Origin of the sequence: Streptomyces sp. NPDC047072 (assembly GCF_040643855.1) — a bacterium.
Taxonomy (GTDB): Bacteria; Actinomycetota; Actinomycetes; order Streptomycetales; family Streptomycetaceae; genus Streptomyces.
Map to the genome: position 1 here is coordinate 1 of NZ_JBEYVC010000152.1, position 26151 is coordinate 26151.

Consider the following 26151-nt stretch of genomic DNA (forward strand, 5'->3'; position numbering starts at 1 on the left):
GCCGTCCCTGGGGGCTGCCGCCCCCAGACCCCCGCTTCGGCCCCGAAAGGGCCTCGTCCTCAAACGCCGGACGGGCTGAGATTGCCTGGACCGGCGTGAAGAAGTCAGCCTGCTACCGATACCGACGGCTCGCCCGACGCGATGCCGTCCGCCTGCATCTGTTCGGCGATCTTCAGCGCCTCCTCGATGAGGGTCTCGACGATCTTCGACTCGGGGACCGTCTTGATGACCTCGCCCTTGACGAAGATCTGGCCCTTGCCGTTGCCGGAGGCGACGCCGAGGTCGGCCTCGCGGGCCTCGCCGGGGCCGTTGACCACGCAGCCCATGACCGCGACGCGGAGGGGGACCTCCATGCCGGTGAGGCCGGCGGTGACCTCCTCGGCCAGCTTGTAGACGTCGACCTGGGCGCGGCCGCAGGACGGGCAGGAGACGATCTCCAGGCCGCGCTGCTTGAGGTTCAGGGACTCCAGGATCTGGTTGCCGACCTTGACCTCCTCCACCGGGGGAGCGCTCAACGACACGCGGATCGTGTCGCCGATGCCCTGGGAGAGCAGCGCGCCGAAGGCCACCGCGCTCTTGATCGTGCCCTGGAACGCCGGGCCCGCCTCGGTGACGCCGAGGTGCAGCGGGTAGTCGCACTGGGCGGCGAGCTGGCGGTACGCCTCGACCATCACAACCGGGTCGTTGTGCTTGACGGAGATCTTGATGTCGCGGAAGTCGTGCTCCTCGAAGAGGGACGCCTCCCACAGCGCGGACTCGGCCAGCGCCTCGGGGGTCGCCTTGCCGTACTTCTGGAGCAGCCGGCGGTCAAGCGAGCCCGCGTTGACGCCGATGCGGATCGGGGTGCCGTGGTCCTTCGCGGCCCGCGCGATCTCCTTGACCTTGTCGTCGAACTGCTTGATGTTGCCGGGGTTCACCCGGACCGCCGCGCAGCCCGCCTCGATCGCGGCGAAGACGTACTTGGGCTGGAAGTGGATGTCCGCGATCACCGGGATCTGCGACTTGCGGGCGATCGTCGCCAGCGCGTCGGCGTCGTCCTGGGTGGGACAGGCCACACGGACGATCTGGCAGCCGGAGGCCGTCAGCTCGGCGATCTGCTGGAGGGTCGCGCCGATGTCGGACGTACGGGTCGTGGTCATCGACTGGACGGAGATGGGGGCGTCGCCGCCGACCGCGACGGTGCCGACCTGGATCTGCCGGGTCTTCCGGCGCTCGGCGAGCCTGGTCGGAACGGACGGCATGCCGAGAGAAATCGCAGTCATCTGCTGTGCAACCCCAAGTCGTGGATCAAGGTCCAGGTCCCGTAAGCGGCGGGCTCCAGGCTTCGAGATTACGGCACCGGCGCGGGCACGAGCACATCACCAAGGTCAAACCCACCCAATGGGAGACGGCCCGGCGCACAGAGTGCCGGGCCGTCTCGAACGCCGTATGACTAGGAGATTCTCACCGGGTTAACCACGTCCGCGATCAGGACCAGGATCGTGAAGCAGATGAAGAGTCCGGCCACCACGTAGGCCACCGGCATCAGCTTCGCGACGTCGAACGGGCCCGGGTCGGGGCGCTTGAGGAGCTTCGCGAGGTTCCGGCGCAGCGACTCCCACAGGGCGCCCGCGATGTGGCCGCCGTCGAGCGGCAGCAGCGGGAGCATGTTGAAGAGGAACAGGGAGAGGTTGAAGCCCGCCACCAGCATCAACGCCATCGCCAGCTGCTGGGTGGGCGGGATGTCGAGGGTGAAGATCTCGCCGCCGACCCTCGCCGCGCCGACCACGCCCATCGGGGAGTCCGGCTCACGCGGGGCGTCGTCGAAGGCGGCGTTCCACAGGGCCGGGATCTTGCCGGGCAGGGCGGCCAGGGAGTCGACGGCGTCGCCGACCCGGTCGCCCATCCAGACCACGGAGTCGCCGAAGTCCTGCTTGACGATGCCGGTGGCGGCGCTGAAGCCGAGGAAGCCGGCGGTGACGTACTCGCCCTGGACGTACTGGCCGCTCGCGTCCTTCTTGGCGACCTTGTTGGAGGCGATCTTCGCCGAGAGGGTCACCTGCTTGCCGTCCCGTTCGACGACGATCGGGACCGTCTTGCCGGGGTCGGCGCGGATGAGGTCGGAGAGCTTGTTCCAGTCGGTGGTCTGCACACCGTCGAAGGAGAGGATCTTGTCGCCCGCCTTGAGGCCGGCGGCGGCGGCCGGGGAGGCCGCGTCGGAGCTTTCGCACTTGTCGCGGTTCTCGGTCTGCGCGATGACGCACTTGGAGACCGAGCTGACCGTGGTGGTCTGCTGCGAGATGCCGAAGCCCATGAGGACGGTGAGGAACAGCGCGACCGCGAGGACGAGGTTCGCGAAGGGGCCCGCGAACATCACGATGACCCGCTTCCACGGCTTGCGGGTGTAGAAGAGGCGGTTCTCGTCGCCGGGCTGGAGCTCCTCGAAGGCGGCCGAGCGGGCGTCCTCGATCATGCCGCGCCAAGGGGACGTGGAGCGTGCGCTGATGCGGCCGTCGTCACCGGGCGGGAACATGCCGATCATGCGGATGTAGCCGCCGAACGGGATGGCCTTGATGCCGTACTCCGTCTCGCCCTTCTTCCGCGAGAAGACGGTCGGGCCGAAGCCGACCATGTACTGCGGCACGCGGATGCCGAAGAGCTTGGCGAAGGACAGGTGCCCCAGCTCGTGCCACGCGATCGACACCAGGAGGCCGAAGGCGAACAGCGCTATGCCGAGGATGAACATCAGGGTCGTCATGCACGGGCCTCCGCCGTCTGTGCCGTCAGTTCCCGGGCCCGGGTGCGCGCCCAGGTCTCCGCTTCGAGGACGTCCGCGACGGTGAGCGAGGTTCCGCGACGCGGGGTGCCGTGCTCGTCCACCACCCGGGTCACCGTCTCGATGATCCCGTTGAACGGCAGCGCGCCGGCCCGGAAGGCCTCCACGCACTCCTCGTTGGCGGCATTGAACACCGCCGGGGCCGTGCCCGCGAGCTCGCCCACGTGGCGGGCGAGGTTCACCGAGGGGAACGCCTCGTTGTCGAGGGGGAAGAACTCCCAGGTCGACGCCTTGCTCCAGTCGAAGGCGGGCGCCGCGTCGGGGACGCGTTCGGGCCAGCCGAGGCCGATGGCGATCGGCCCGCGCATGTCGGGGGGCGTCGCCTGGGCGATCGTGGATCCGTCCGTGAACTCAACCATCGAGTGGACATACGACTGGGGATGCACGACCACCTCAATGCGGTCGAAGGGAATGTCGTAGAGGAGGTGCGCCTCGATGACCTCCAGCCCCTTGTTGACCAGGGTCGCGGAGTTGATCGTGATGACCGGTCCCATGGCCCAGGTGGGGTGGGCGAGGGCCTCCTCCACGGTCACCCGGGCGAGGTCGGCTTTGGTACGGCCGCGGAAGGGGCCGCCGGACGCGGTCACGACCAGCTTGCGTACGTCGGCCCGCGTCCCGGAGGCGAGAGCCTGGAAGAGGGCCGCGTGCTCGGAGTCGACCGGGATGATCTGGCCGGGCTTGGCGAGCGCCTTGACCAGCGGGCCGCCGACGATGAGCGACTCCTTGTTGGCGAGCGCGAGGGTGCGGCCCGCCTCCAGGGCGGCGAGGGTCGGGGCGAGTCCGATGGAGCCGGTGATGCCGTTGAGGACGGTGTGGCACTCGGATGCGGCGACCTGGGTGGCCGCGTCGGGCCCGGCGAGGATCTCGGGAAGCGGCTCCGTAGTGCCGTAGAGACCACTGAGCGCTTCGCGCAGCTGCGGTACGACGTCCTCGCGGGCGACCGCGACGATGCGCACCCTGAGCCGGTGCGCCTGCTCGGCGAGGAGGGCGACCCGGCCGCCGTTGGCGGACAGCGCGGTGACCCGGAACCGGCCGGGGTTGCGCAGCACGAGGTCGATGGCCTGGGTCCCGATCGACCCGGTGGACCCGAGAATCACCACGTCCTTGGGACCGTCGCCCGCGAGGGGGTCGTAGACCAGGTGCGGGTCGGCGAGGGCACGGGCCGGAAACTCCGTCGTCCGCCCGGAGGGCGGGCTCAGCGGTGTCAGGTGCGTGCTCTCGCCGTGCCGGGCGTCGGCCCACGTACGGGATGTGCTCGGGTCGGCGCCCGGTGCGGCGATGGGGGTACCCCCGCTGGGGGAGCGTGCATCGCGTCGCTGGGCAGACGGGGCTTTCGGCCCGTGCCCTCGTGGGGCTGGACTGTCGCTCATTGCTCCATTGTGGACGTAAGGACCGTGTAGGAGGACAGCGCGTCCCTCTCCGGGAGCGCGCTGTCCTCGGGTCGTCACCGGATCGGGCGGTGGACGTTCTCCTTCTCGGAGGGGCCGGGGGTGGCGTCGGCGATCCAGGCGCCCTCGCCGGAGGGGTCGACGACGCCGTCCTCCAGCCAGGTGTAGGTGCCGGAGAGGACGCCCTTGACGACCTTGCGGTCCAGGTCGTCGGTGTTGTTCCAGAGGCGGCCGAAGAGTTCCTCGATCCGCAGGCGGGACTGGTGGCAGAAGGCGTCGGCGAGCTGGTACGCCTCCCTGCCGTGGGCCTCGGTGGTGCGCAGGAGTTCCGCCCGGACGCAGGCCGCGCTCATCGCGAAGAGTTCGGCGCCGATGTCGACGACCCGGCCGAGGAAACCCTGCTTGGTCTCCATCCGGCCCTGCCAGCGGGACATGGCGTAGAAGGTGGAACGGGCCAGCTTCCGGGACGTGCGTTCGACGTAGCGCAGATGAGCCGAGAGGTCGACCTCCCGCTTGAACTCGGCGTACGACGTCGGGAGTTGCCCCGGTCCCGCGACCAGCTTCGGCAGCCACTTGGCGTAGAAGACACCGGCGTTCGCGCCTGCCTTGGCCTTGTCGGTCAGGGACTTCTCCGGGTCGATGAGGTCGCCGGCGACGGAGAGGTGGGCGTCGACGGCCTCGCGGGCGATCAGCAGGTGCATGATCTCCGTCGAGCCCTCGAAGATGCGGTTGATGCGCAGGTCGCGCAGGACCTGCTCGGCGGGGATCGCCTTCTCGCCGCGGGCCCGGAGCGAGTCGGCCGTCTCGAAGCCGCGGCCACCCCGGATCTGGACCAGCTCGTCGGCGATCAGCCAGGCCATCTCGGAGGCGTACAGCTTGGCGAGCGCGCCCTCGATGCGGATGTCGTTGCGGTCCTCGTCGGCCATCTGCGAGGACAGGTCGAGGACGGCCTCCAGCGCGAAGGTGGTCGCCGCGATGAAGGAGATCTTGGCGCCGACGGCCTCGTGGTGGGCGATCGGCTTGCCCCACTGCTCGCGCGCCGCCGACCACTCGCGGGCGATCTTCAGGCACCACTTGCCGGCGGCCACGCAGGAGGCGGGCAGCGAGAGGCGGCCGGTGTTGAGGGTGGTCAGGGCGATCTTCAGGCCCTGCCCCTCCTTGCCGATGAGGTTCGCGGCCGGGACCCGGACCTGGTGGAAGCGGGTGACGCCGTTCTCGATGCCGCGCAGGCCCATGAAGGCGTTGCGGTTCTCGACGGTGACACCGGGCGCGGCGGTCTCGACCACGAAGGCGGTGATACCGCCCCGGTGGCCCTCGGACTTCGGGACGCGGGCCATGACGACGAGGAGGTCGGCGACCACGCCGTTGGTGGTCCACAGCTTCACCCCGTCGAGGACGTACTCGTCCCCGTCCGGTACGGCGGTGGTGGCGAGGCGGGCCGGGTCGGAGCCGACGTCCGGCTCGGTGAGCAGGAAGGCGCTGATGTCGGTGCGGGCGCACCGGGGCAGGAACCGCTCCTTCTGCTCCTGGGTGCCGAACAGCTTCAGCGGCTGGGGGACGCCGATCGACTGGTGGGCCGAGAGCAGCACGCCGATCGCGGGACTGGCGGAGCCTGCCAGGGCGAGGGCCTTGTTGTAGTACACCTGGGTGAGGCCGAGACCGCCGTACTTGGTGTCGATCTTCATGCCGAGGGCGCCGAGCTCCTTGAGGCCGTTGATCACCTCGTCGGGGATCCGGGCCTCGCGCTCGATCAGGGCCCCGTCGACCTTGGTCTCGCAGAAGTCTCGGAGCTGTGCGAGGAACTCCTCGCCGCGCCGGGCGTCCTCGGCGGGCGGCATCGGGTGCGGGTGGATGAGGTCGAGCCGGAAGCGGCCGAGGAACAGTTCCTTGGCGAAACTGGGTTTGCGCCAGTCCTGTTCCCTGGCGGCCTCCGCGACCTCGCGCGCTTCGCGCTCGGTCACTACGGGTTTGCTGGATGGTGCGGACATGAGGCTCACCTCGCCGCGAATCGGGATCTTGGGGCCGATGTGTTACTGATCGGTGCTACCCGATCGTATGTACCGGATCCCGGGCGGCCCCACCACCCCGCGCGCGCCCGTTCAGCCGATGTCGACCGAGTACGCCTGGGTGTCGAGACGGTGGTGTTGGCGCGGCGGACGAACGAGTAGACGTTCCAGCCGATGTTCCGTCTGGTAGACGTCCCACATCGCGCCACCGAGGCTGACGGAACCGTACTTGGTGCCGAGCGGGCCAGAGTTCACGAACACACGTTCCATGCGAGGTGCGAGGCGGACAGCAGGTGCCCGGCGCGAGTAACTGTCGGGTTGCCAGCCCACCGGGGGTGGATGCGACCCGTGACCGTCCTGCCGTGGGGGCACCCTCTTGCTCGACTCGTCCGCCTGCGCGACGGTGACACCGGCCGCGGCTGCGAGGGCGACCGCGGCGGAGACGAGGGTCTTCGCCTTCTTGGACAGACGGGGACGATGGTGCTGTACGGCCGCAGGCTGTTGTCGAAGCGCTTCGACAACCTATGGACACCCACTCCCGGGGGAGCTACTGTCGAACCACCCCCACCCGCCCGGATACGCACGGCGCATTGTCGAAGCGCTTCACAAAGCTTGGAGAGCTGGATGGTCACCCTCGCCGAGGTCGCCCAGCACGCCGGAGTCTCGGCGAGCACGGTGAGCTATGTCCTCAGTGGCAAGCGGTCCATCTCCACCACCACCCGGCAGCGCGTCGAGGAGTCCATCCGCGAACTCGGCTACCACCCGAACGCGGGCGCGCGGGCGCTGGCCAGCAGCAGGTCGAACATCATCGCGCTGATGATCCCGCTGCGCACCGACATGTACGTCCCGGTGATGATGGAGATCGCCATCGCCGTCGCCACCACCGCCCGGACGCACGGCTACGACGTCCTCCTGCTGACCGGCGAGGAGGGCCCCGACGCGGTGCGCCGGGTCACCGGCAGCGGCCTGGCCGACGCGATGATCCTGATGGACGTCGAACTCGACGACGAGCGGCTGCCGCTGCTGCGCGGCACAGACCAGCCGTCCGTCCTCATCGGCCTGCCCGCCGACACCTCGGGACTGACCTGCGTGGACCTCGACTTCCGGGCCACGGGCGCGCTGTGCGTCGAGCACCTCGCCCGCTCGGGCCACCAGGACATCGCTGTCATCGGCGAGGCGCCCGCGGTCTACGAGCGCCACACCGGCTTCGCCGAGCGCACTCTCGACGGACTGCGTTCGCGCGCCCAGGAGTTGGGCGTACGGCTGCTGCACCGGCCGTGCGAGGGCGGCTACGACGCGATGGCCGTGACGCTCGCCCGCATCCTGGACGAGCGGCCGGGCACCACCGGCTTCGTCGTGCAGAACGAGTCGGCGGTGGAACCGCTGCTCGCGCTGCTGCGGCAGCAGGGCCGGGCCGTCCCGGAGGACGTCTCGGTGGTCGCGATCTGCCCCGAACAGGTCGCCGTCCAGGCCTCGGTGCGGCTGACGTCGGTCGCCATCCCCGCGCAGGAGATGGGCCGGCACGCCGTGGAGCGGCTCGTGGCCAAGCTGGAGGGCCACGGAGAGGCCGAAGTCGTGCTGATCGAACCCGAGTTGACGGTCCGGGCAAGCACGGGCCCGGCACCGATCCGCTCCTGACGCTCCGTTAGTCCCGTTCCCGACGCTCCGCCAGGTCCGCCGCACCACCCTCCGCCCCGCCCTGTCCGCTGTTCGTCGCCGTGTCCCGCCGGGGCACACCCATGTCCGCTCCCCGCCTTCCTCTCCCCGGGAGTACCCCACGTGAACCAGCCCGCCGAAACCCCTGTCCCGACCGGCGAGGTCAGCCTCGCGCAGTCGTCCCCGACCGTCGGCACCTTCCGTGAGCGGGACGCCGCGCTGGAGTGGAGCGGCCGTCAGGAGACCCTGCGGATCGAGCCGTGGGGCCCGGACGCGGTCCGGGTCCGGGCCCGGCTCGGCGGTCCGATCCTGGAGGGGCTGTCGGGCGCGCTGCTCGCGGACGCCCCGCCGACCCCGTGCACGATCAAGATCGAGAACGGCCAGGGGCAGCTGACCGTCGGCGCCCTCACGGTCGAGGTGAGCCCCGAGGGCCTGATCCGCTTCCTGCGCACCGAGGACGGCACCGAGGTGCTCGCCGAGGAGCGGGCCCACTTCTGGTGGCCGGGCTCGCGCCTCTACACCGCCGTCGGCAACGGCCACCACCGCCTGGAGCAGCGCTTCGCCGCGTACGACGACGAGAAGCTGTTCGGCCTGGGCCAGCACCAGCACGGGCGGTTCGACCAGAAGGGCCTCGTCCTCGACCTGGTCCAGCGCAACGCCGAGGTCGGCATCCCGGTCCTCTCCTCCAGCCGCGGCTACACCCTGCTGTGGAACAACCCTGCGATCGGCCGCGTGGAGCTCGCCCACAACGGCACCCGCTGGGTGGCGGACTCGGCCCGCCAGATCGACTACTGGATCACCGCGGGCAGCCCGGCCGACGGCCAGCGCCGCTACAGCGCGGTCAGCGGCCGCACGCCGATGCTCCCGGAGTGGGCGGCGGGCTTCTGGCAGTGCAAGCTGCGCTACCGCACCCAGGACGAACTCCTCGCCGTGGCACGGGAGTACAAGCGCCGGGGCCTGCCGATCTCCGCGATCGTCTGCGACTTCTTCCACTGGACGCACCTCGGCGACTGGAAGTTCGACCCGGCCGAGTGGCCCGACCCGGCGGCGATGGTCCGTGAACTGGAGGAGCTGGGCATCAAGTTGGTGGTGAGCGTGTGGCCGTCGGTCTCCCCGCTCTCCGAGAACCACCCGGTGATGGACCAGCGCGGCTACTTCATCGGCACCCAGTACGGCCCGATGGCGCACGCCGACTGGCCGGACAAGGAGGTCGCCTCCACCGTCCAGGTGGCCTTCTACGACGCCACGAACCCGGAGGCCCGCGAGTTCGTGTGGTCGCGGATCCGCGACAACTACCTTGTGCCGTACGGCATCACGGCCTTCTGGCTGGACGCCTGCGAGCCGGAGCTGAAGCCCGGCTTCCAGGAGAACCTGCGCTACTGGGCGGGCCCCGGCCTGGAGGTCGGCAACGGCTACCCGGCCGAGAACTCCCGCACCTTCTACGAGGGCCTGCGCGCCGAGGGCGAGGAGGTCATCACCCTCAACCGCTCGGCGTGGGCGGGCAGTCAGCGCTACGGCGCCGCCCTGTGGTCCGGCGACATCGGCACCGACTTCCCGACCCTGCGCCGCCAGATCGCCGCGGGCCTCAACACCGCGCTCTCCGGCATCCCTTGGTGGAACACCGACATCGGCGGCTTCCACGGCGGCGACCCGACCGATCCTGCGTACCAGGAGGTCATGGTCCGCTGGTTCCAGTTCGGCGCCCTGTCCCCGCTGATGCGCCTGCACGGCTTCCGCGACCCGGGCATGCCGCTCGGCCCGGACATGACCGGCGGCCCCAACGAGGTGTGGTCGTACGGCGAGCGGGCCCTGCCGATCCTTGAGCGCTACCTGCGGCTGCGCGAGCGTCTGAAGCCGTACGTCCTGGACGTCATGCGCGCGGCCCACGAGGAGGGCCTGCCGGTCATGCGCCCGCTGTTCCTGGAGTTCCCGGACGACCCGGCGGCCTGGACGGTCGACGACGCGTATCTCTTCGGCGGCGACCTGCTGGTGGCCCCGGTGCTGACGGCGGGCGCCACCGCCCGCACGACGTACCTTCCGGCCGGCGCGCGCTGGACGGACGCGTGGACGGGGACGTCGTACGAGGGCGGCGCGACCGTGACGGTCGACGCCCCGCTGGAGAGGATCCCGCTGTTCCTGCGGGACGGCACGGAGTTGCCGATCGCCGAGTGAGGTGAGGTGCCGGGCTCAGCCGTCGCAGACCGAACGCAGGGCCCGGACCAGTGCCTTGGTGTGCAGGTGGTCCGGGTGCGTGTCGTGGTGGACCTCGAAGAAGGCTCGGGCCAACTCCGGTCGGCACGTGGGCTCTTCGCGCTGCTCGGACGTGGTGGCGAGTTGCTGGACGAGGTCCGACGTGACGCGGTTGATGGTCTGGCGTACGACGTTCAGGTCCGGCTTGGTGGTCGGTGCCTGTTCGGGGTGGGCGGTCCAGCGGGCGAACAGCCCTCGCTGGACGACCTTGTTGGCCTCGATCTGGTCGCGGAAGACCACCCGCATCTCGTCCGGATCGGCGCCCAACTGCGCCGCCTGGGCGGCCACGTTGTCGAGGACCTGCTGTTCGCGGGCCGGGTCGTCGATGGGGCTGTCGGTGCCCCACTTGGCGGCCGCGACCAGGTCGGCGGTGGCGAGGCGCTCGGCGGAGAGGTCGGCGACCGGGTACAGCTCGGAGTGGGGGGAGGCGGGAGCCGCCGCCGCGGTGCCCGGCACGACGAGCAACGCGGCGGCGGCGATCACGGTGACGCTGAGGGGGGTGATGGTACGCATGGCCCCATCAAACCCGACGGCATCTTAAGGGCAGGTCAACTGCTGCTGACGGTCAGGTTGTTCGTGGTGAAGTCCAGCCCGCCGGACGAGGACGTGATCTCGTAGCCGAACTGCACGTCACCGATCGTCTCGCTGCTCGACATCCAGCCCTTGGTGTTGGCGATCCAGGTGAGGATCGGCTTGACGTCCACGGTGCCGGAGGTCGAGTTGGAGGTCCGGATGAACGAGAAAACCTCGTTGGCGCCGTTGTTGCCCTTGTAGACGGTCCAAGTGTGGCCGCCGAGCGTCACGTTGCCCTGCGAGGTGCCGAGCGGTCCGACGGCCCCGGTCTTGTTGACCCAGAGCATGATCTCGTAGTCGTAGTCGGTGTCCCAGATGTCGTACGACGTGTTGTACGCGCCGGACGACGGGACGGTGACGTTGTAGCTGCTGGTCAGCGAACCGAGCGAGGAGATGGTCTTGTTGACCACCTTCTTGGAGTTCGGGTACGACTTGATGCCGCCGGTGTTGGGGTGGTTGGCCCAGACACCCCAGTTGGTACCGGAGTTGGCCCAGATGCACTGGCTGCCGGCGCCGGAGCCCCAGATGTTGTTGTAGAGCGTGTAGCCGTTCAGGCTCGTGTTGCCCCACTGGTCGCAGGAGTTCCAGACGGCGGCCGAGGCGGGGGCGGAGGCGAGGCCGACGGTGGCGCCGAGGGCCATCGCCGGGGCCAGTACGGCCATGGTGATCTTGCGCAGGGTGCTCGTTGCCATGGTGTCCCTTTCCATGGGTGGGGGGAGATGCGGGGGTGGTTACCACTCCTCCAGAAGGAGGTCGTGGTCTTCTCCGGCGACGAGGTCGAGCGGTCGCGTACCGGAGGAAGTCCGGAGTTCGACGCGGTGGCTGCGCGTGGGGTGCAGCACCGCGTGCGCCCGCTGGGGGCTCCAGGTGAGGTCGAGTTCGGCGCCGAACCGGGTGCGGATGCCCTTCACACTGCCGGTCGGGTACGCCGCCGGGACCGCCGGCAACAGCACCATCCGGTCCGGTGTCGACTGGACGAGCGTCTCGATCAGCACGGCAGGCAGGGTGTGGGCGGCGTCCGCGTTGTAGACGTCCCGGTTCGGGTAGTGCGCGCTCATCAGCGAGGCGTGGAAGAAGTCGCCCTTGAGCACCTGGCCGAGGGCGTGCGCCACCCGCTTCCCGTCGCGCAACCGGGCGGCGATCAGGGCGTGGTGGAGGTGTCCGTGGGCCGAGTCGTTCTCGGCGCCCCGGAGTTCGAGCGCGCGGTGGGCGGCGCGGGCGAGGTCCGGGGTGTCGTAGGGGGTGATCTCGTCGAGGGGCCAGACGCCGTAGAGGTGGCTCAGATGGCGGTGGTCGTAGGTGTCGTCGAGGCCGGGCCAGGCCCATTCGGCGAGCGCGCCGTCGGAGTTGATCCGGTGCGCAGGGAGGCGGTCGGCGAGGGTGCGCCAGGTCGCGGCCTGCTCGGTCCCGGGGTGGTAGGCGGCGGCCGTGAGCAGGGCGTGGCGGGCCGCTGAGAGGTCCATGGCCGCGTTGATCGCGCCCCAGCTGCCGTTCGCGGGCCGGTTCTCGGGCGAGTAGGAGGGGACGACGACGAGGTGGCCGTCGGCGTCCGTGCGGGTGAGGAAGTCCTCGTAGAACTGGGCCAGTTCGGCGAGGGCATGGGCGGTGCGCGGGTCCTGCCCGCCGTAGGTCTCGTCGTGGTCGACGAGCGGCTTGAGCAGCCAGTCGGCGCCGGCCGTCCACAGATGCAGCGGGTACTCGCGGCTGAAGTGGTACGTCAGCCCGGACTCGCCGTCGGTGTGCGCCGGCGCCATGACGCCCCGGGCGCCGAAGACGGCACGCGCGTTCTCGCGCCAGTCGTCGAGCTGGCCGTGGATCAGGGAGGCGAGCGCTTCCGTGACCTCAGGGAGGGCCGCCGAAGCCGCCGACGCGGTCTGGAGGTTGACGTTGGCGTCGTTGGTGAACGCCCCCGACCACCCGGTGTCCCAGTCGCCGGTCCACAGGCCCGGGAGGCGGGGCGGGTAGAGGCCGCTGGAGGAGAGCAGGTGGTAGCGGCCCGCGGCGAAGAGGCGTTCCAGGAGGGCGGGGCTGTCGGGCCGGGCGAGCAACTCCGAGCCGGGGAGCGCGCGTTCGGCGGGGTCGGCGGCCAGGTCCAGGGTGACGCGGTCGTAGGCGGGGCGATGGAGAGCCGCGTGCCGGTCGAGCAACTCTTCGTAATCAGCCGGGAGTTCCCGCAGGGCGTGCGCCTGCTCCAGCGCGTCCGGATCGCCGGTCTGTCGGGTGACCCGGGTGAGCAGCAGCACCGCGTCCGCGCCGGTGATCCGCAGGCCGGGGGGTGTCAGCGTGACCGTGCCGCCCGTGGCCTGGATCAGGGTGGATCCGGTGTAGACGCGGTCGCTGCCGGGGTAGCGGACGCGCAGGGTGAGCAGGGCGCCGTCGGGGGTGAGGACGGCTCCGTGCCCCACGGCGAGGTCCTTCGGGGCGCCCGGGAGATCGTGGTCCAGACGGATGTCCAGCTCGGAGACGGTGATGTGCTGGACGATCACGTCGTCGGCACGCGAGACGAAGACCCGGCTGCGCCAGCCGTCGTGCCGGGTCTCCACGACACCCGTGGTGAAGTCGACGGACCGGTGGTAGTTCTGCCCATCGCCGGACGCCCCGCGCAGCCGTACCTGGAAACCCGGGTGGAACGGCTGCACCCACTGGAGGTCCCGCCCGTCCGTGAAGCCCTCCGCCGCGTCGAGCTCCCCGGCGAGCAACCGGTCCTGGAGCGCGGGGAGTTCGGCGGCGAGCCGCGGCGGGCCTGCGTGTTCGGCGCCGTTGGGGCGGACGAGGGTGTGGTGGGTGACGACGACCCGCTCGTCGTTCGGCTCACCGAACACGAGGGCGCCGTGGCGGCCGTTGCCGCTCAGGAAGCCGTCCTCCCAGCGGGTGGCGGGCGCGGGTTCCCAGGTTCCGTGGATCACGTTCATGGGCGCAACACCACCACGTCGTAGCGCCCGAGCACGACTTCGTCCCGGCAGGTGGTCCCGGTGAGCAGATCGTGGTGCGTGCCCGGCACCGGAACGGTGACCGTGTCCCGCCCGTGGTTGAGGACGAAGAGCAGGTCGCCCCGGCGGACCGCCTCGACCAGGTCGGGCAGGCCGTCGAGCGCCGGGCGCGCGCCGGCGTCGTACGCGATACGGCCGAGGAGGTCGCGCAGGGCGCCCGGTTCGGGAAGTGTCGAGAGGTACCAGGCGCGGCCCTGGCGCAGGACGGCGGGGAGTCCGTCCAGCTCACCGCCCTTGTAGACGGCCTCTGTTGTGGCCCCGTCGGTCTTCTCGATCTCCTCCGACCACAGCGTGCCCCGGAACGCGTCGCAGTCGGCCGTCTCCCCCTCCTCCAGCGGCCACCACTCGTGCAGGGTGCGGATGCCGAACAGCTCGCGGAGCCGGGCGTCCATGCCGCCGTCCCGGACCCGGTCGTCCTGGTCGGCGACGCCGGTGAGGAAGCCGGAGACGAGGGTGCCGCCCTGGCGGACGTAGGCGAGGAGGTTGTCGATCGCCGTGTCGGTGAGGGCGTAGAGCTGGGGGACGACGACCAGTCTGTAGCCGGTGAGGTCGTGGTCGGGGTGGGCGAAGTCGGTGGTGAGGTGGGCCTCCCAGAGGGCACGGTGCCAGGACTTGAGGACGTCGGCGTGGTCGACCCGGGTGGAGGGGCGGCCGTCCTGGGCGCCGGCCCACCAGGCGTGCCAGTCGTGGAGGATCGCGATGTCGCCGGGCGTGTGACGATCCGTCACCTCCTGGCTGATACGGGCGAGTTCGGCGCCCAGCCGCTTGACCTCCTGGTACGTCCGCCCCTCCTCCCCCGCGTGGCTGACCATCCCGGAGTGGAACTTCTCCGCGCCCTGCCGGGACTGGCGCCACTGGAAGTAGCAGACGGCGTCGGCGCCCCGGGCGACGGCCTGGAGGGACCAGAGGCGGTTCAGGCCCCGGGGTTTGGGGTGGTTCACGCCCCGCCAGTTGACCGGTCCTGCCGCCTGCTCCATCAACATCCAGGGGCCGCGCGCCTGCGAGCGGGTCATGTCCTGCACGAGAGCGCCCTGTTGGGCGCCCAGCGGATCGCGCGGGTCGGGATAGAGGTCGACGGAGACGACGTCCTCCTCCTCGGCCCACCGCCAGGCGTCCTGCCCGAACCACAGCGGCATGAAGTTGGTGGTCACGGGGATGTCGGGGGTGGCCCGGCGGACGATGTCCCGCTCGGCGAGGTAGCACTCCAGGAGCATGTCGGAGGTGAAGCGCCGGAAGTCGAGGACCTGGGTGGGGTTCTTCAGGTAGTGGGCATGGCGGGGCGTGTGCACCTCGGCCCAGTCGCCGTAGCCCTGGCTCCAGAAGGCGGTGCCCCAGGCGGAGTTGAGGGCGTCGAGGGTGCCGTAGCGCTGCTGGAGCCAGACCCGGAAGCGGGCGGCGGCCTCGTCGCTCCAGTCGTAGGTGCAGTACTCGTTGTTGATGTGCCACATGGTGAGGGCCGGGTGGCCGCCGTAGCGGGCGGCGAGGTCCTCGGTGATCGCGGCGGCGAACCGCCGGTAGGTGGCGCTGGAGTGCGAGAAGTGCTGGCGGCCGCCCCAGAACTCGGTGCGGCCGTCCTGGTCGACGGGCAGCGTGTCGGGGTGCAGGTGGCCCATCCACGGCGGCGGCGAGGAGGTCGGGGTGGCGAGGACGACCCCGATGCCGTTCTCGTGCATCAGGTCCATCAGCCGGTCGAGCCAGCCGAAGTCCCGCTCCCCCGGGCGGGGTTCGAGCTTCGACCACGAAAAGACGCCCAGGGTCACGGAGTTGACGCCGGCGGCCCTCATCAGCCGGACGTCCTCCAGCCAGGTCTCCTCGGGCCACTGCTCGGGGTTGTAGTCGCCGCCGTAGAGAATGCGGCCGCGTGTCGCCGTGCTCAGGTCGGGCATCAGACCGGGTCCCCGTACTGGATGCCGCGGCCGTTGGTGGCGATGTAGACCCGGCCGTACACGCGCGGGTCGCCGCTGATCGTCTCGCCGATCCAGCCCCACTGGTGCCGGTCGTCGTTGATCCGCACCCAGCTCTTCGCCTCGTCGTCCGAGCGGTAGACCGCGGTGATGCTCTCGGTGGAGCCGACCATGTAGAGCGCCGGGTAGTCGGCGCCCTCGGCCGCCTTGCCGAAGCCGAGGGTGTACGAGGCCCAGCAGCTGGCGACCTTGGTGAAGCTCGCGCCGCCGTCGGTGGACCGGTAGAGCCCGTTCCACTTGACCGAGAGCCACAGGTCGCCGACGCGCCCGGGCGCCGCGACCAGCTCGAACTGGGTGTCCCCGGAGGGCAGTCCGGCGGCTCCCGCGGCGAACGTGAGGCCGCTGTCGGTGCTGGCGTACAGCGTCCCGGTGTCGGTGTCGTACGCGTAGAAGCGCTGCGGGTCGGCCGGGTCGGCGACCGGTGTGGCGCCCTTGGGGAAGCTCGCGACCTCGGTCCAGGTGGCGCCGTTGTCCGTGGAGCGGTGGGCCGGGTACTTGGTGCCGTCCCAGTGCACGAAGGTCCACAGCAGCACGCTGCCGTCGGCGTTGGTGGCGATCGGTCCCGGCGCGTCCTTGGCGAGGGTGGGCTGGGCCGCGAAGGGCGCCCAGGTCCTGCCGCCGTCGTTGGAGAAGGCACCGTTGCCGTGGTCGCCGAAGCCCGTGCGGACGACGTACGAGGGCTTGGCGGCGGCCTGCGCGAGTCCGGTCGCGGACCCGAACACGGGGTTCGACGCCATGCCGCGCGAGGGCGACGCCGTGAGCCGCTCGTGGTACATCACCCCGACGTCCCCGAGCCCGCTGAGCAGGTGCGCCTCCCCGGTCGGCGGCGAGATCAGCTGCCGTACGGAGGTCTCCTCCAGGCCGCGGATCTGCGGGGCCCAGTGCTTGAGGTCCCGGGTGCCGTAGAGAGTGGCGCCGGTGCCGTAGACGACGTGCTTCGAGTCGTACGGGTCGACGGCGAGGGCCTGGATCCACCAGCCGAACTTGGGCGCGTCGGCGCCGAAGGTGAGGAACGGCGTCTCGGAGACGTCGAGGACCGCGGAGTCCTTCAGCGAGGTCCAGGTGCGGCCGCCGTCCGTGGTCCGGTACAGGGTGTCGACGGCCGACCAGCGGTTGTTGGTGGAGACGACGACGGTACCGGGGCGACGGGCGTCGACCGCGACCCCGCCGTAACCGAAGGTGTCGGTACCGCCGGGCTGCACCGGCGTGACGTCGGTCCACTTCCCGGAGGCGACGGCCAGCTTGTGCACACTGCCGTCCAACTGCCCGTTCGGCCCGGGCGCGTCGGCGTAGCTGACGTACAACTCCCGGGTGTGGCAGTCGTACGCGGCCCGGATCGGCACCTTGGCGCTCGTACCGGAGGGCTGTCCGGGGACCGCTTCCCAGGTGGTGCCGTCGGAGGTGCGGAACAGGTTGGCGGTGGTGCCGTCGGAGTCGCCCCAGCCGGCGTAGAGGACCCGCCCGGCGGCGACGAGCAGGGTGACGCCCTGGCCGCCGCTGCTCGGGGTGCCCGGGAAGCCGCTCGCCGTGGCCCAAGTGGCGCCCCGGTCGGTGGACTTGAGCAGCCCGTCGTGTCGGGTCCCCAGCCACAGCGTGTCACTGTCCCGAGGATCGACGAGCAACCGCTCCCCGGCCCCCCGCCCGTCCTCGTTCCCCCCGAGCTTCACGGCCAGATCGGCCCGCGCCCAGGTGGCCCCCCGGTCCTCGGACCGCAACACGGCCCCGTTCCCGGCCCAGGACTGCGCGTAGGTACCGAGCGCGAGATAGACCCGGTCGGGATGCCCCGGATCGACGGCCATGGCCTCGACCCCGAGCAGATTCCAGTCGTCCCACCCGAGGTCGTCATTGAGCGGAATCCACCGCGCACTCCGGTCGTCCCACCGATAGGCCCCACCGATGTCGGTACGGGCGTAGGCGAGCCCGCGTACGGAGGGGTGGAAAAGCACACCGGTGACGAACCCGGTTCCGCCGATGACGACTTGGCGCCAGCGGTAGGTAGGGGTGGCCGCTGCCGCGCGCCCTTGGAAGGACGGAACGGCGGTGAAAGCAGCGGCAGCCGCAGCCCCACCAAGAACAGCACGACGGCTAGGCCCGGACGCGCACATGACACATACCTCGCTGTATGAGAAAGGGGAGAGCTACCTACCTAGGGGCGCGGGGAACTGCGCGACCAGCCACAGCGCAGCCGCAGACAAAAACCGGTCAGCCCTTGACCGCCCCCGTCAACATGCCCTTCTTGAAATGCCGCTGCACGAACGGCGAAGCCACCGCCACCGGAATCAACGCCAGTACCATCACGGCCATCTGCAACCCCAGCGCCGACAACTGCCCCGTCCGCACGGCCTGTTGCAACCCCGTAGGGGCCTCCGTGTTCTTCTGCACCAACTGGATGAGCACGTTCTGCAACGGCATCATCGACTGATCACTGAGATAGATCGACGCGTTGAACCACGCACTCCAGTAACCGACCGCGTAGAACAGCGAGATCACCGCGAGCACCGCCCGCGACAACGGCAGCACGATGGTCAGCAGGATCCGCACATCCCCCGCCCCGTCGATCCGCGCCGACTCGGTCAGCTCAGGCGAGATCCCCATGAAGAACGCCCGCAGCACAAGGATGTTGAAGACGCTCACCGCGCTCGGCAGGATCAGCGACAGATACGTGTCGGTCAGCCCCAGCGACTGCACCAGCAGATACGTCGGGATGAGCCCGGCCCCGAAGAACATCGTCGCCATCATGGTCATCAGGAAGAACCGGTGCCCGAGGCTCCCCGGCCGCGACAACCCGTACGCGGCCAGCACCGACACCGCCATGGAGAACAGCGTGCCGACGAGTGTGACCCCGATCGACACCATGATCGCCCGGCTCACCTGACCGCCGCTGAGCAGCTCCGTGTAGTTCACGAAGGTGATGCCCTGCGGGATCACGACGAGCCCGCCGACCCGGTCGATCACCGGCTTCGGGGACAGGCTCGTGACGATGACGATCCACAGCGGAGCGAGCACGCCCAGGCAGCACAGGATGAGGAACCCGCCCTTGGCCGTGAGGCCGGCCTTGCTCGGCTGCTCCTCCCAGACCGGCCGCGCGGGAGCCCTGAGGCTGCGGACGAGCTGCGTGTTGAGACTCACTTCCGGTACACCCCCTGCTCACCGAGCAGATGCGCGAACTTGTTCGCGGCCAGCACGAGACACACTCCGATGACTCCCTTGACCAGGCCGACCGCGGCCGCGTAGCTGAAGTCGCCGTTCTGGATGCCCATGTTCCACACGTAGGTGTCGAGGACCTCGCTGGCCCCGGCCCCGACCGCGTACCGCTGGAGCAGGAACTGCTCGAAGCCGACGCTCAGCGCGTCACCGACCCTGAGGACCAGCAGCAGTGCGATCACGGGGCGCAGCGCGGGCAGCGTCACGTGCCACATCCGGCGCCAGCGCCCGGCGCCGTCCATCGCGGCGGCCTCGTACAGGTCGGTGCTGACGGCGGCCAGCGCGGCGAGGAAGACGATGATCCCCCAGCCGGCGTCCTTCCAGACGGCCTGCGCGGTGACCAGGTACTTGAACAGGCTCGCGTTGGTCATCAGGTCGAAGCCGCTCCAGCCGTGGTCCTCCAGGGTCTGGGCGATGATGCCCGCGCCGCCGAAGATCTGCTGGAAGACGGTGACCACGAGGACCCACGAGAAGAAGTGCGGCAGATACATGATCGCCTGAGCGACCGCCCGCACCCGGGGCCGGACCACGCTGTTGATGAGCAGCGCGAGGGCGATCGGGACGGGGAAGAACAGCACCAGTTGGAGCACGAACAGCACGATGGTGTTCTTCGCGGCACCCCAGAACAGCGGGTCGTCGACCATCCGCGAGAACTGCTCGACGCCGACCCAGGGGCTGTGGAAGATCGCGGTGACGCCGTTGCTGGAGACGTACGGGTCGTAGTCCTGGAAGGCGACGACGTTGCCGAGCAGCGGGACGTAGTTGAAGAGCAGGAGCAGGACCATGACCGGCAGGGTCATCAGGATGAGCGCGCGGTCGCGGCGCAGCCGGACCTTGAAGGGGACCTTGCCCGCCCTGGACGCCTTGCTCGCCTTACCCGCCTTGCGCGGCACCGCGTCCTTCGCGACCGCCGCCGCGACCGCGGCCGCCGGTTCCTCGACGGCCGCGGGGGGACGGGTCCCGTCGGGCCTGCTCCCGGCCGTGAGAGACATCAGTTGCCGCTGCCGTTCTTGTCGATGAGCTGCTTGTACCAGTCGCGCAGCTTGTCGCCGCCGGAGGACTTCCAGGTGGAGATGGCGGCCTGGACGTCGGACAGCTTGCGGTTGCCGCGTACGTAGTCGAGTTCCAGCTGCTCGAACTGGCTGGAGAGGTTGGCGTAGCGGGTCGGCTCGACGATGTTCATGCCGAACGTGGACGTCTTCTTCATGAAGGCGCCCATCCGCTGCTGCCACTCGACCTGCTTGCGGGCGACGTCGGGGAAGTCGGGGTGGGCGAAGTAGGCGGTCGGCGCGGCCAGCATCACCCAGGCGTTGACCACCTCGGAGTTGCCCAGGTCGTTCTTGACCGGGACGCCGTTCTTGACGGTGTAGTGGGTGCCCTCGACACCGTAGTCGACGAGCATCCGCTCCTTGGTGCCGTAGGGCGCGGCCGAGAAGTCGGCGGCGGCCAGGGCGTTCTCGATCGTCGCCTTCGAGGCGCCCTTGCGGATCATCGACCAGATGCCGGCCGGCTGGGCCGCCCACAGCTTCGGATCGCCGCCGTCGGCGCCGAAGATGTCCATGCCATCGATGACGAAGTCCGGGTTGGAGACGGCCTGTTCGGAGGTCTTGCCGTACCAGTGGGATATGTCGTTGTTGTAGACGAGGATCTGCCCGGCGGTGAAACGGTTGCCCACGTCGCCCGAGCGCGCCTTGTCGTCGGGGTGGACCACACCCGCGTCGAACAGCTTGCGCGTCCACTCCAGGGCTTCGAGGTACTCGGGCTGCTCGGAGCGGTAGGTCAGCTTGCCGTCGTCGCCGATATTCCAGCCGAGCGCCCCGGAGGGACGGACGCCGAAGATGTTGAAGGCGGTCCAGGACATGTCGCCGCAGGCCCACACCTTGGCCTTGGCGCTGGTGGCCTCCTTCGCCCAACTGAGGAACTCGTCGGGCGACTTGGGTACGGAGTAACCCTTCTTGTCGAAGATGTCCTTGCGGTAGTAGGGCACGATGAAGCTCGCCGTGGCGGCCGGCATCGGGATGCCCCGCAGCGCGCCGCCGAAGATGCCCATGCGCCAGGCGTCGGACGGGATCGCGGCGAGGTTCGGGTACTTCTTGACCTTGTCGCCCGCGAGATAGGGGCTGAGGTCCATGAACTTCGCGGTGACGGCGTTCGCGATCTTGCCGACCAGTTCCCAGCTCGGCACGACCACCATGTCCGGTATGGAGCTGGAGGCGAGGACGGCGCCGAGCTTCTCGCCGTAGGTGTTGCCGTCCTGGTTCTGCCAGGTGATCTTGGTGCCCGCGGCCGCGTCGAGTGCCGTGTAGTAGGCGCAGCCGGCCTTCGGTGGGGAGCCCCAGAACGGGGACATGATCTTGACGGGGGCGCCGGTGCCGAGCTTCTTCGGGACCGAGGTCTTCAGGGTCGCGAGATCGACCTTGCCGGTGAAGCCGGCCGCCGAGCCGTTCTTCGACGGCAGGTCAGGGTTCGCGACCGTGCTGGCGACGTACGCCGGAAGCAGCTTGTCCGCGGCCTTGCCCGACGTGGTCCCCTCGCGGTCCCCGCTGTCCGAACCGCCGCAGGCGGCGAGCAGGGGCATTCCGCCCGCCACCGCGGCGGTGGCGACCGCCGTCGAGGCGAGGAAGCTTCTCCGGCTCGGACCGGAGGGATCAGTCGAGGAAGCGGCGCTCGGCGTCATTGCGTCAACCCTTCATGCCTTCATGGCGCACCAGGACACCCGGCGGTGGGGCCGTCGGCTGCGGTGTCTGACTGGAACGGGATTAGTCGAAGCGCTTCGATGTTGCTGTGAGGTTAAGTGAACACCCGAGGGCGCACAAGGGTCGTCCCCAAGATTCCTCGGGGGCGGAGGACGTGACCTTTTCTTATGCACCGCTTGAAGTGACGGTGTTGATCCCTTGACACCCACCCCCGCGTCGAATGAGCATCGAAGCGCTTCGAAAGACCCGAGTCGATCCATCGCAAGGGGATCCCCACGTGACCGCACACACGCCGCACACGCTGCCTTTCCGCGATCCGCACCTGCCGTTCGCGAAGCGCATCGACGATCTGCTGTCGCGGCTCACCCTCGACGAGAAGACCGCGTTCCTGCACCAGTTCGCCCCGGCCGTCGAGCGGCTCGGCATCGCGGAGTTCCGCACCGGCCAGGAGGCGCTGCACGGGGTCGCGTGGATGGGCCCGGCGACGGTCTTCCCGCAGGCGGTCGGCCTCGGCGCGACCTGGAACACCGATCTCGTACGACGGGTCGGCGAGGCGGTGTCGAAGGAGGTCCGCGCGATGCGGTCCCGCGACGACCGCGTGGGCCTCAACGTCTGGTCGCCGACGGTGAACCTGCTGAGGCATCCGCTGTGGGGCCGTAACGAGGAGGGCTACTCCGAGGACCCCAGGCTCACCTCGGCCATCGCCACCGCGTACACCCACGGGCTGCGCGGCGAACACCCCACGTACTGGCGCACGGCCCCGGTCCTCAAGCACTGGCTCGCCCACAACAACGAGACGGACCGGGCCACTTCGTCGAGTTCGGTACGGCCGCGGGTGCTGCACGAGTACGACCTGCGAGCCTTCCGTGAGACCGTCGAGGCCGGGGCGGTCGCCGGGGTGATGCCGGCGTACAACCTCGTCAACGGCCGCCCCAACCACGTCAGTCCGTATCTGCGCGAGCACCTGCGTTCCTGGACCGAGGAGGAGCTGCTGGTCTGCTCGGACGCGGGCGCGCCCTCCAACCTGGTCGACCACGAGCACTACTTCGACACCCACGAGGAGGCGACGGCGGCCTCCCTGAAGGCCGGTGTCGACAGCTTCACGGACCACGGCACGGACAGCTCGCAGATCGTCGGACGGCTCAAGAGGGCATACGAACAAGGGCTGTTGAGCGAGGCCGACATCGACACCGCGGTCCGCCGCCAGCTCTCCGTGCGGTTCCGGCTCGGCGAGTTCGACCCGCACTACGACCCGCACACCGGCACCGGCGACTTCGACACCCCGGCCCACCGGGCGCTCGCCCAGGAGGCCGCCGAGCAGGCGGTCGTGCTGCTGCGGAACAACGGTGTGCTGCCGCTGGCCGCCGACACCCGGATCGCGGTGGTCGGGCTGCTCGCCGACGAGTGCAAGCTCGACTGGTACAGCGGCACCCTCATCCACCGCTCGACCCCGCTGGAGGGGTTGTACGAGCGGTTCGGCGCCGAGCGCGTGGAGTTCGCGGAAGGGGTGGACCGGGTCCGGCTGAAGACGTCGGCCGGGACGTTTCTGCATGTCCTCACCACCGACAGTGAGACCGACGAGGTGCGCGGCGCCGAGGGCGCCCTCGACCCGGCCCTCCTCGCGGGCCGCACCGATCTGCCCCCGCTGACGACCGACGCCACCGGCACGGAGTTCGCGCTCGTCGACTGGGGCGCGGGCGTTCTCACGCTCCGCGCCCCCGACGGCCGCTACCTCTCCGTCGCCGAGGACGGGTACGTCCGCGCCTCCGCCGACCAGCCGGGCGGCTGGATCGTCCAGGAGACCTTCCACCTGGAACCGCACGCGAAGGGTCACCTCCTGAGGCACATCGGTACGGGTCGCCACCTGTCGGTCGCCGCCGGCGGAGTAAAGGTTGCCGACGAAAACCAGCCAAGTGGCGCGGATGCTGAAGTCTTCGAGCTGATCATCGTCGAACGCGGCGAAGACGCAGTGACCCGCGTCACTGCCGACGCCGACGTCGTCCTGGTCGTCGCGGGCAACGACCCGCACATCGACGGTCGCGAGACCGAGGACCGCACGACCCTCCGGCTCCCCGAACACCAGGAGCGCCTGCTGCGCGCGGCCCGCGCCGCCAACGAGAACACCGTGCTCGCCCTGGTCTCGGCCTACCCCTACGCGGTCGACACGTCGTCGCTGGCCGCGACGCTGTGGACGGCCCACGGCGGCCAGGCGGCCGGCACCGCCCTGGCCCGCGTCCTGGCCGGTGACGTCTCCCCCGCGGGGCGCCTCCCGCAGACCTGGTACGAGAGCGACGCCGACCTGCCCGACCTCCTCGACTACGACGTGATCGGCGGCCGCCAGACCTACCTCTACTTCGAGGGCACCCCCCTCTTCCCGTTCGGCCACGGGCTGTCGTACGCGTCCTTCTCGTACGGCGATCTCAAGTGCCGTACACAGGACGGGACGTTGCACGTCTCGTTCACGGTCACGAACACCGGGGACGTCACCGCCGACGAGGTCGCCCAGCTCTACACCCGCGCGATCGACCCGGCGCTCCCCCGCCCGCGCCGCGAACTGGTCGCCCACCGGCGCCTGACGCTCGCTCCGGGCGCCCGGGGGGAGCTGTCCTTCGAAGTCCCGCTGAGCGCCCTGGAGTTCTGGGACGTGGCCCAGGGGCGGTGGCGGCTGGAGCCGGGCCCGTACGAACTGCTGGCCGGCGCCTCCAGCGAGGACGTACGCCTGCGGACGACGGTGGAGGTCGACGGCGAGCCCGGCGCACCGCGTCCGGTGCTCCAACGGGGCCTGGAGGCGGCGGACTTCGACGAGCAGAGCGGCACGGAGATCGTGGACCGTACGAAGACCGCGGGCGACGCGGTGACGGCTGCGCAGGGCCGCAGCGGCGAACTGGTCTACCGCGACTGCGACTTCGGGGGCGGTGTCGCCGAGGTGAGGGTGACGGTGGCCGGCGAGGGTTCGGTCGAACTGGCCCTGGACGGGGGCGCGGTGATCGCCGTACTGGAGTCGAAGGCGGCCGACGCCGGTCCCTACGACTACACGACGCTCGCCGCCGACATCGTCGCCGAGGGCGTGCACGACGTGCACCTCAGGCTGCGCGGCCCGCTGCGGCTCGCGCACGTCGGCTTCTCCGGTTGAGGGTCCGGAAGCAGGCCGGCACAAGAAGGGGCCCGGCACCGGAAGGCATCGGTGCCGGGCCCCTTCGAAGAGCCTATATGAAAATGGTTCCCATTAGCTAGAGCGCCAGCCCCGTCAGCACCAGCACCCGCTCGTACGTGTAGTCGTCCATCGCGAACTTCACGCCCTCGCGGCCGACACCGGACTGCTTGGCGCCGCCGTACGGCATCTGGTCGGCACGGTAGGAGGGGACGTCGCCGACGACCACGCCGCCGACCTCCAGCGCGCGGTGGGCGCGGAAGGCGGCCTGGATGTCGTGGGTGAACACCCCTGCCTGGAGGCCGTACTTGGAGTCGTTGACGGCGGCGAAGGCCGCGGTCTCGCCGTCGGCCTTGTGCACGGTCATGACGGGGCCGAAGACCTCCTCGCAGGAGATCGTCACGTCGGCCGGGACGTCGGTGAGGACGGTCGGCGCGTAGGAGGCGCCGTCGCGGTCGCCGCCGGTGAGCAGGGTGGCGCCGGCCTCGACGGCCTCCTTCACCCACGCCTCGACGCGCTTGGCCGCGTCCTCGCTGACCAGCGGGCCCACGTCCGTCTTGTCGTCGCTCGGGTCGCCGGTGACCTGGGCCTCGACGGCGGCGACGATCCGGGGCAGCAGACGGTCGTAGACGGACGCGTCGGCGATCACCCGCTGCACGGAGATGCAGGACTGGCCGCCCTGATAGTTGGAGAAGGTCGCGATACGGGTCGCGGCCCAGTCCAGGTCGGCGTCGGAGGCGTAGTCGCCGAGGACGACCGCGGCGCCGTTGCCGCCCAGCTCCAGGGTGCAGTGCTTGCGCGGCACCGAGTCCATGATCGCGTAGCCGACCTTCTCCGAACCGGTGAAGGAGATCACCGGCAGCCGCTCGTCCTGGACGAGGGACGACATCTTGTCGTTGGCGACCGGGAGGATGCTCCAGGAACCGGCCGGAAGCTCGGTCTCGGCCAGCAGGTCGCCGATGATCAGGCCGGAGAGCGGAGTGGCGGGCGCCGGCTTCAGAATGATCGGCGCGCCCGCCGCGATCGCCGGGGCGATCTTGTGGGCGCACAGGTTCAGCGGGAAGTTGAAGGGCGCGATGCCCAGCACGACACCCTTCGGGAAGCGGCGGGTCAGCGCGAGCCGGCCCTGGCCGCCCGCGTCGGTGTCGAGGCGCTGCGCCTCGCCGCCGTTGAACCGCCGCGCCTCCTCGGCCGCGAACCGGAACACCGAGACCGCGCGGCCGACCTCGCCCCGCGCCCACTTGACCGGCTTGCCGTTCTCGGCGGAGATCAGCCGGGCGATCTCCTCGGTGCGCTCGACGAGCCGCCGGCTCACGTGGTCCAGGGCGGCGGCACGGCCGTGCGCGGGGGTGGCGGCGAACTCGTCCCGTACGGCGTACGCGGCCGCCACGGCCTCCTCGACCTGGGCGTCGGTCGGCACGCTCACCCTGCCGACGAGACGGCCGTCCCACGGGGAGG

Annotated in this window: 17 protein-coding genes; 3 read left to right on the top strand and 14 right to left on the bottom strand. The window is 70.2% G+C overall.

Annotation, left to right across the window (positions count from 1 at the left end; translation table 11 throughout):
• Window positions 1-104: 104 nt before the first annotated feature.
• The 5 genes from ispG to ABZ896_RS40465 form a co-directional block, all read right to left on the bottom strand.
• Complete coding sequence (ispG, locus tag ABZ896_RS40445; protein WP_360940312.1) at window positions 105-1262, bottom strand: flavodoxin-dependent (E)-4-hydroxy-3-methylbut-2-enyl-diphosphate synthase; 1158 nt, start codon at window positions 1260-1262, stop codon at window positions 105-107.
• A gap of 170 nt (window positions 1263-1432) precedes the next feature.
• Window positions 1433-2725 (bottom strand): site-2 protease family protein, encoded by a 1293-nt coding sequence (locus tag ABZ896_RS40450; protein ID WP_360940345.1) that lies wholly within the window; start codon window positions 2723-2725, stop codon window positions 1433-1435.
• Between the two features lie 8 nt (window positions 2726-2733).
• Window positions 2734-4185: a 1-deoxy-D-xylulose-5-phosphate reductoisomerase gene (gene dxr, locus ABZ896_RS40455; protein ID WP_360940314.1), complete on the bottom strand. Its 1452-nt coding sequence runs from the start codon at window positions 4183-4185 to the stop codon at window positions 2734-2736.
• Between the two features lie 74 nt (window positions 4186-4259).
• Window positions 4260-6191 carry an acyl-CoA dehydrogenase family protein gene (locus tag ABZ896_RS40460; protein WP_360940316.1) on the bottom strand — a complete coding sequence of 644 codons (1932 nt, stop codon included), beginning with the start codon at window positions 6189-6191 and terminating at the stop codon, window positions 4260-4262.
• 111 nt (window positions 6192-6302) lie between these two features.
• Window positions 6303-6464 (bottom strand): hypothetical protein, encoded by a 162-nt coding sequence (locus ABZ896_RS40465; RefSeq protein ID WP_360940318.1) that lies wholly within the window; start codon window positions 6462-6464, stop codon window positions 6303-6305.
• A gap of 369 nt (window positions 6465-6833) precedes the next feature.
• On the opposite strand from ABZ896_RS40465, the gene ABZ896_RS40470 reads away from it, so the two are divergent.
• Both ABZ896_RS40470 and ABZ896_RS40475 read left to right on the top strand, forming a co-directional pair.
• Window positions 6834-7847: a LacI family DNA-binding transcriptional regulator gene (locus ABZ896_RS40470; RefSeq protein WP_360940320.1), complete on the top strand. Its 1014-nt coding sequence runs from the start codon at window positions 6834-6836 to the stop codon at window positions 7845-7847.
• A 141-nt stretch (window positions 7848-7988) separates the two neighbouring features.
• Window positions 7989-10037, top strand: coding sequence for a TIM-barrel domain-containing protein (locus ABZ896_RS40475; RefSeq protein ID WP_360940322.1), 2049 nt, complete (start codon window positions 7989-7991; stop codon window positions 10035-10037).
• A gap of 15 nt (window positions 10038-10052) precedes the next feature.
• On the opposite strand, the gene ABZ896_RS40480 is transcribed toward ABZ896_RS40475, so the two are convergent.
• From ABZ896_RS40480 to ABZ896_RS40515, 8 genes are all read right to left on the bottom strand, one after another.
• Window positions 10053-10628 carry a chorismate mutase gene (locus tag ABZ896_RS40480; protein WP_360940324.1) on the bottom strand — a complete coding sequence of 192 codons (576 nt, stop codon included), beginning with the start codon at window positions 10626-10628 and terminating at the stop codon, window positions 10053-10055.
• Window positions 10629-10663: 35 nt separating this feature from the next.
• Window positions 10664-11380, bottom strand: a complete 717-nt coding sequence (locus tag ABZ896_RS40485; RefSeq protein ID WP_360940326.1) for a hypothetical protein — start codon at window positions 11378-11380, stop codon at window positions 10664-10666.
• Window positions 11381-11419: 39 nt separating this feature from the next.
• The gene (locus ABZ896_RS40490; protein ID WP_360940328.1) at window positions 11420-13600 is read right to left on the bottom strand and encodes a glycoside hydrolase N-terminal domain-containing protein; all 2181 of its coding nucleotides are present in this window, start codon (window positions 13598-13600) and stop codon (window positions 11420-11422) included.
• The gene (locus ABZ896_RS40495; RefSeq protein WP_360940330.1) at window positions 13597-15564 is read right to left on the bottom strand and encodes a beta-galactosidase; all 1968 of its coding nucleotides are present in this window, start codon (window positions 15562-15564) and stop codon (window positions 13597-13599) included. The genes ABZ896_RS40490 and ABZ896_RS40495 overlap by 4 nt, the downstream gene beginning before the upstream one ends.
• Window positions 15564-17747 (bottom strand): 1,4-beta-glucanase, encoded by a 2184-nt coding sequence (locus tag ABZ896_RS40500; RefSeq protein ID WP_360940332.1) that lies wholly within the window; start codon window positions 17745-17747, stop codon window positions 15564-15566. Before ABZ896_RS40500 ends, ABZ896_RS40495 begins: the two co-directional genes overlap by 1 nt.
• 97 nt (window positions 17748-17844) lie before the next feature.
• The gene (locus tag ABZ896_RS40505; RefSeq protein WP_360940334.1) at window positions 17845-18771 is read right to left on the bottom strand and encodes a carbohydrate ABC transporter permease; all 927 of its coding nucleotides are present in this window, start codon (window positions 18769-18771) and stop codon (window positions 17845-17847) included.
• Window positions 18768-19838 carry an ABC transporter permease subunit gene (locus ABZ896_RS40510; RefSeq protein WP_360940336.1) on the bottom strand — a complete coding sequence of 357 codons (1071 nt, stop codon included), beginning with the start codon at window positions 19836-19838 and terminating at the stop codon, window positions 18768-18770. Before ABZ896_RS40510 ends, ABZ896_RS40505 begins: the two co-directional genes overlap by 4 nt.
• Window positions 19838-21523: an extracellular solute-binding protein gene (locus ABZ896_RS40515; RefSeq protein ID WP_360940338.1), complete on the bottom strand. Its 1686-nt coding sequence runs from the start codon at window positions 21521-21523 to the stop codon at window positions 19838-19840. Before ABZ896_RS40515 ends, ABZ896_RS40510 begins: the two co-directional genes overlap by 1 nt.
• Window positions 21524-21819: 296 nt before the next feature.
• Between ABZ896_RS40515 and ABZ896_RS40520 the strand changes: the two genes are divergently transcribed.
• On the top strand, window positions 21820-24675 hold the full coding sequence (locus ABZ896_RS40520; RefSeq protein ID WP_360940340.1) for a glycoside hydrolase family 3 C-terminal domain-containing protein: 2856 nt from the start codon (window positions 21820-21822) through the stop codon (window positions 24673-24675).
• Window positions 24676-24772: 97 nt separating this feature from the next.
• On the opposite strand, the gene ABZ896_RS40525 is transcribed toward ABZ896_RS40520, so the two are convergent.
• On the bottom strand, window positions 24773-26151 hold a 1379-nt coding region (locus ABZ896_RS40525), incomplete at its 5' end, for an aldehyde dehydrogenase family protein (RefSeq protein ID WP_360940343.1).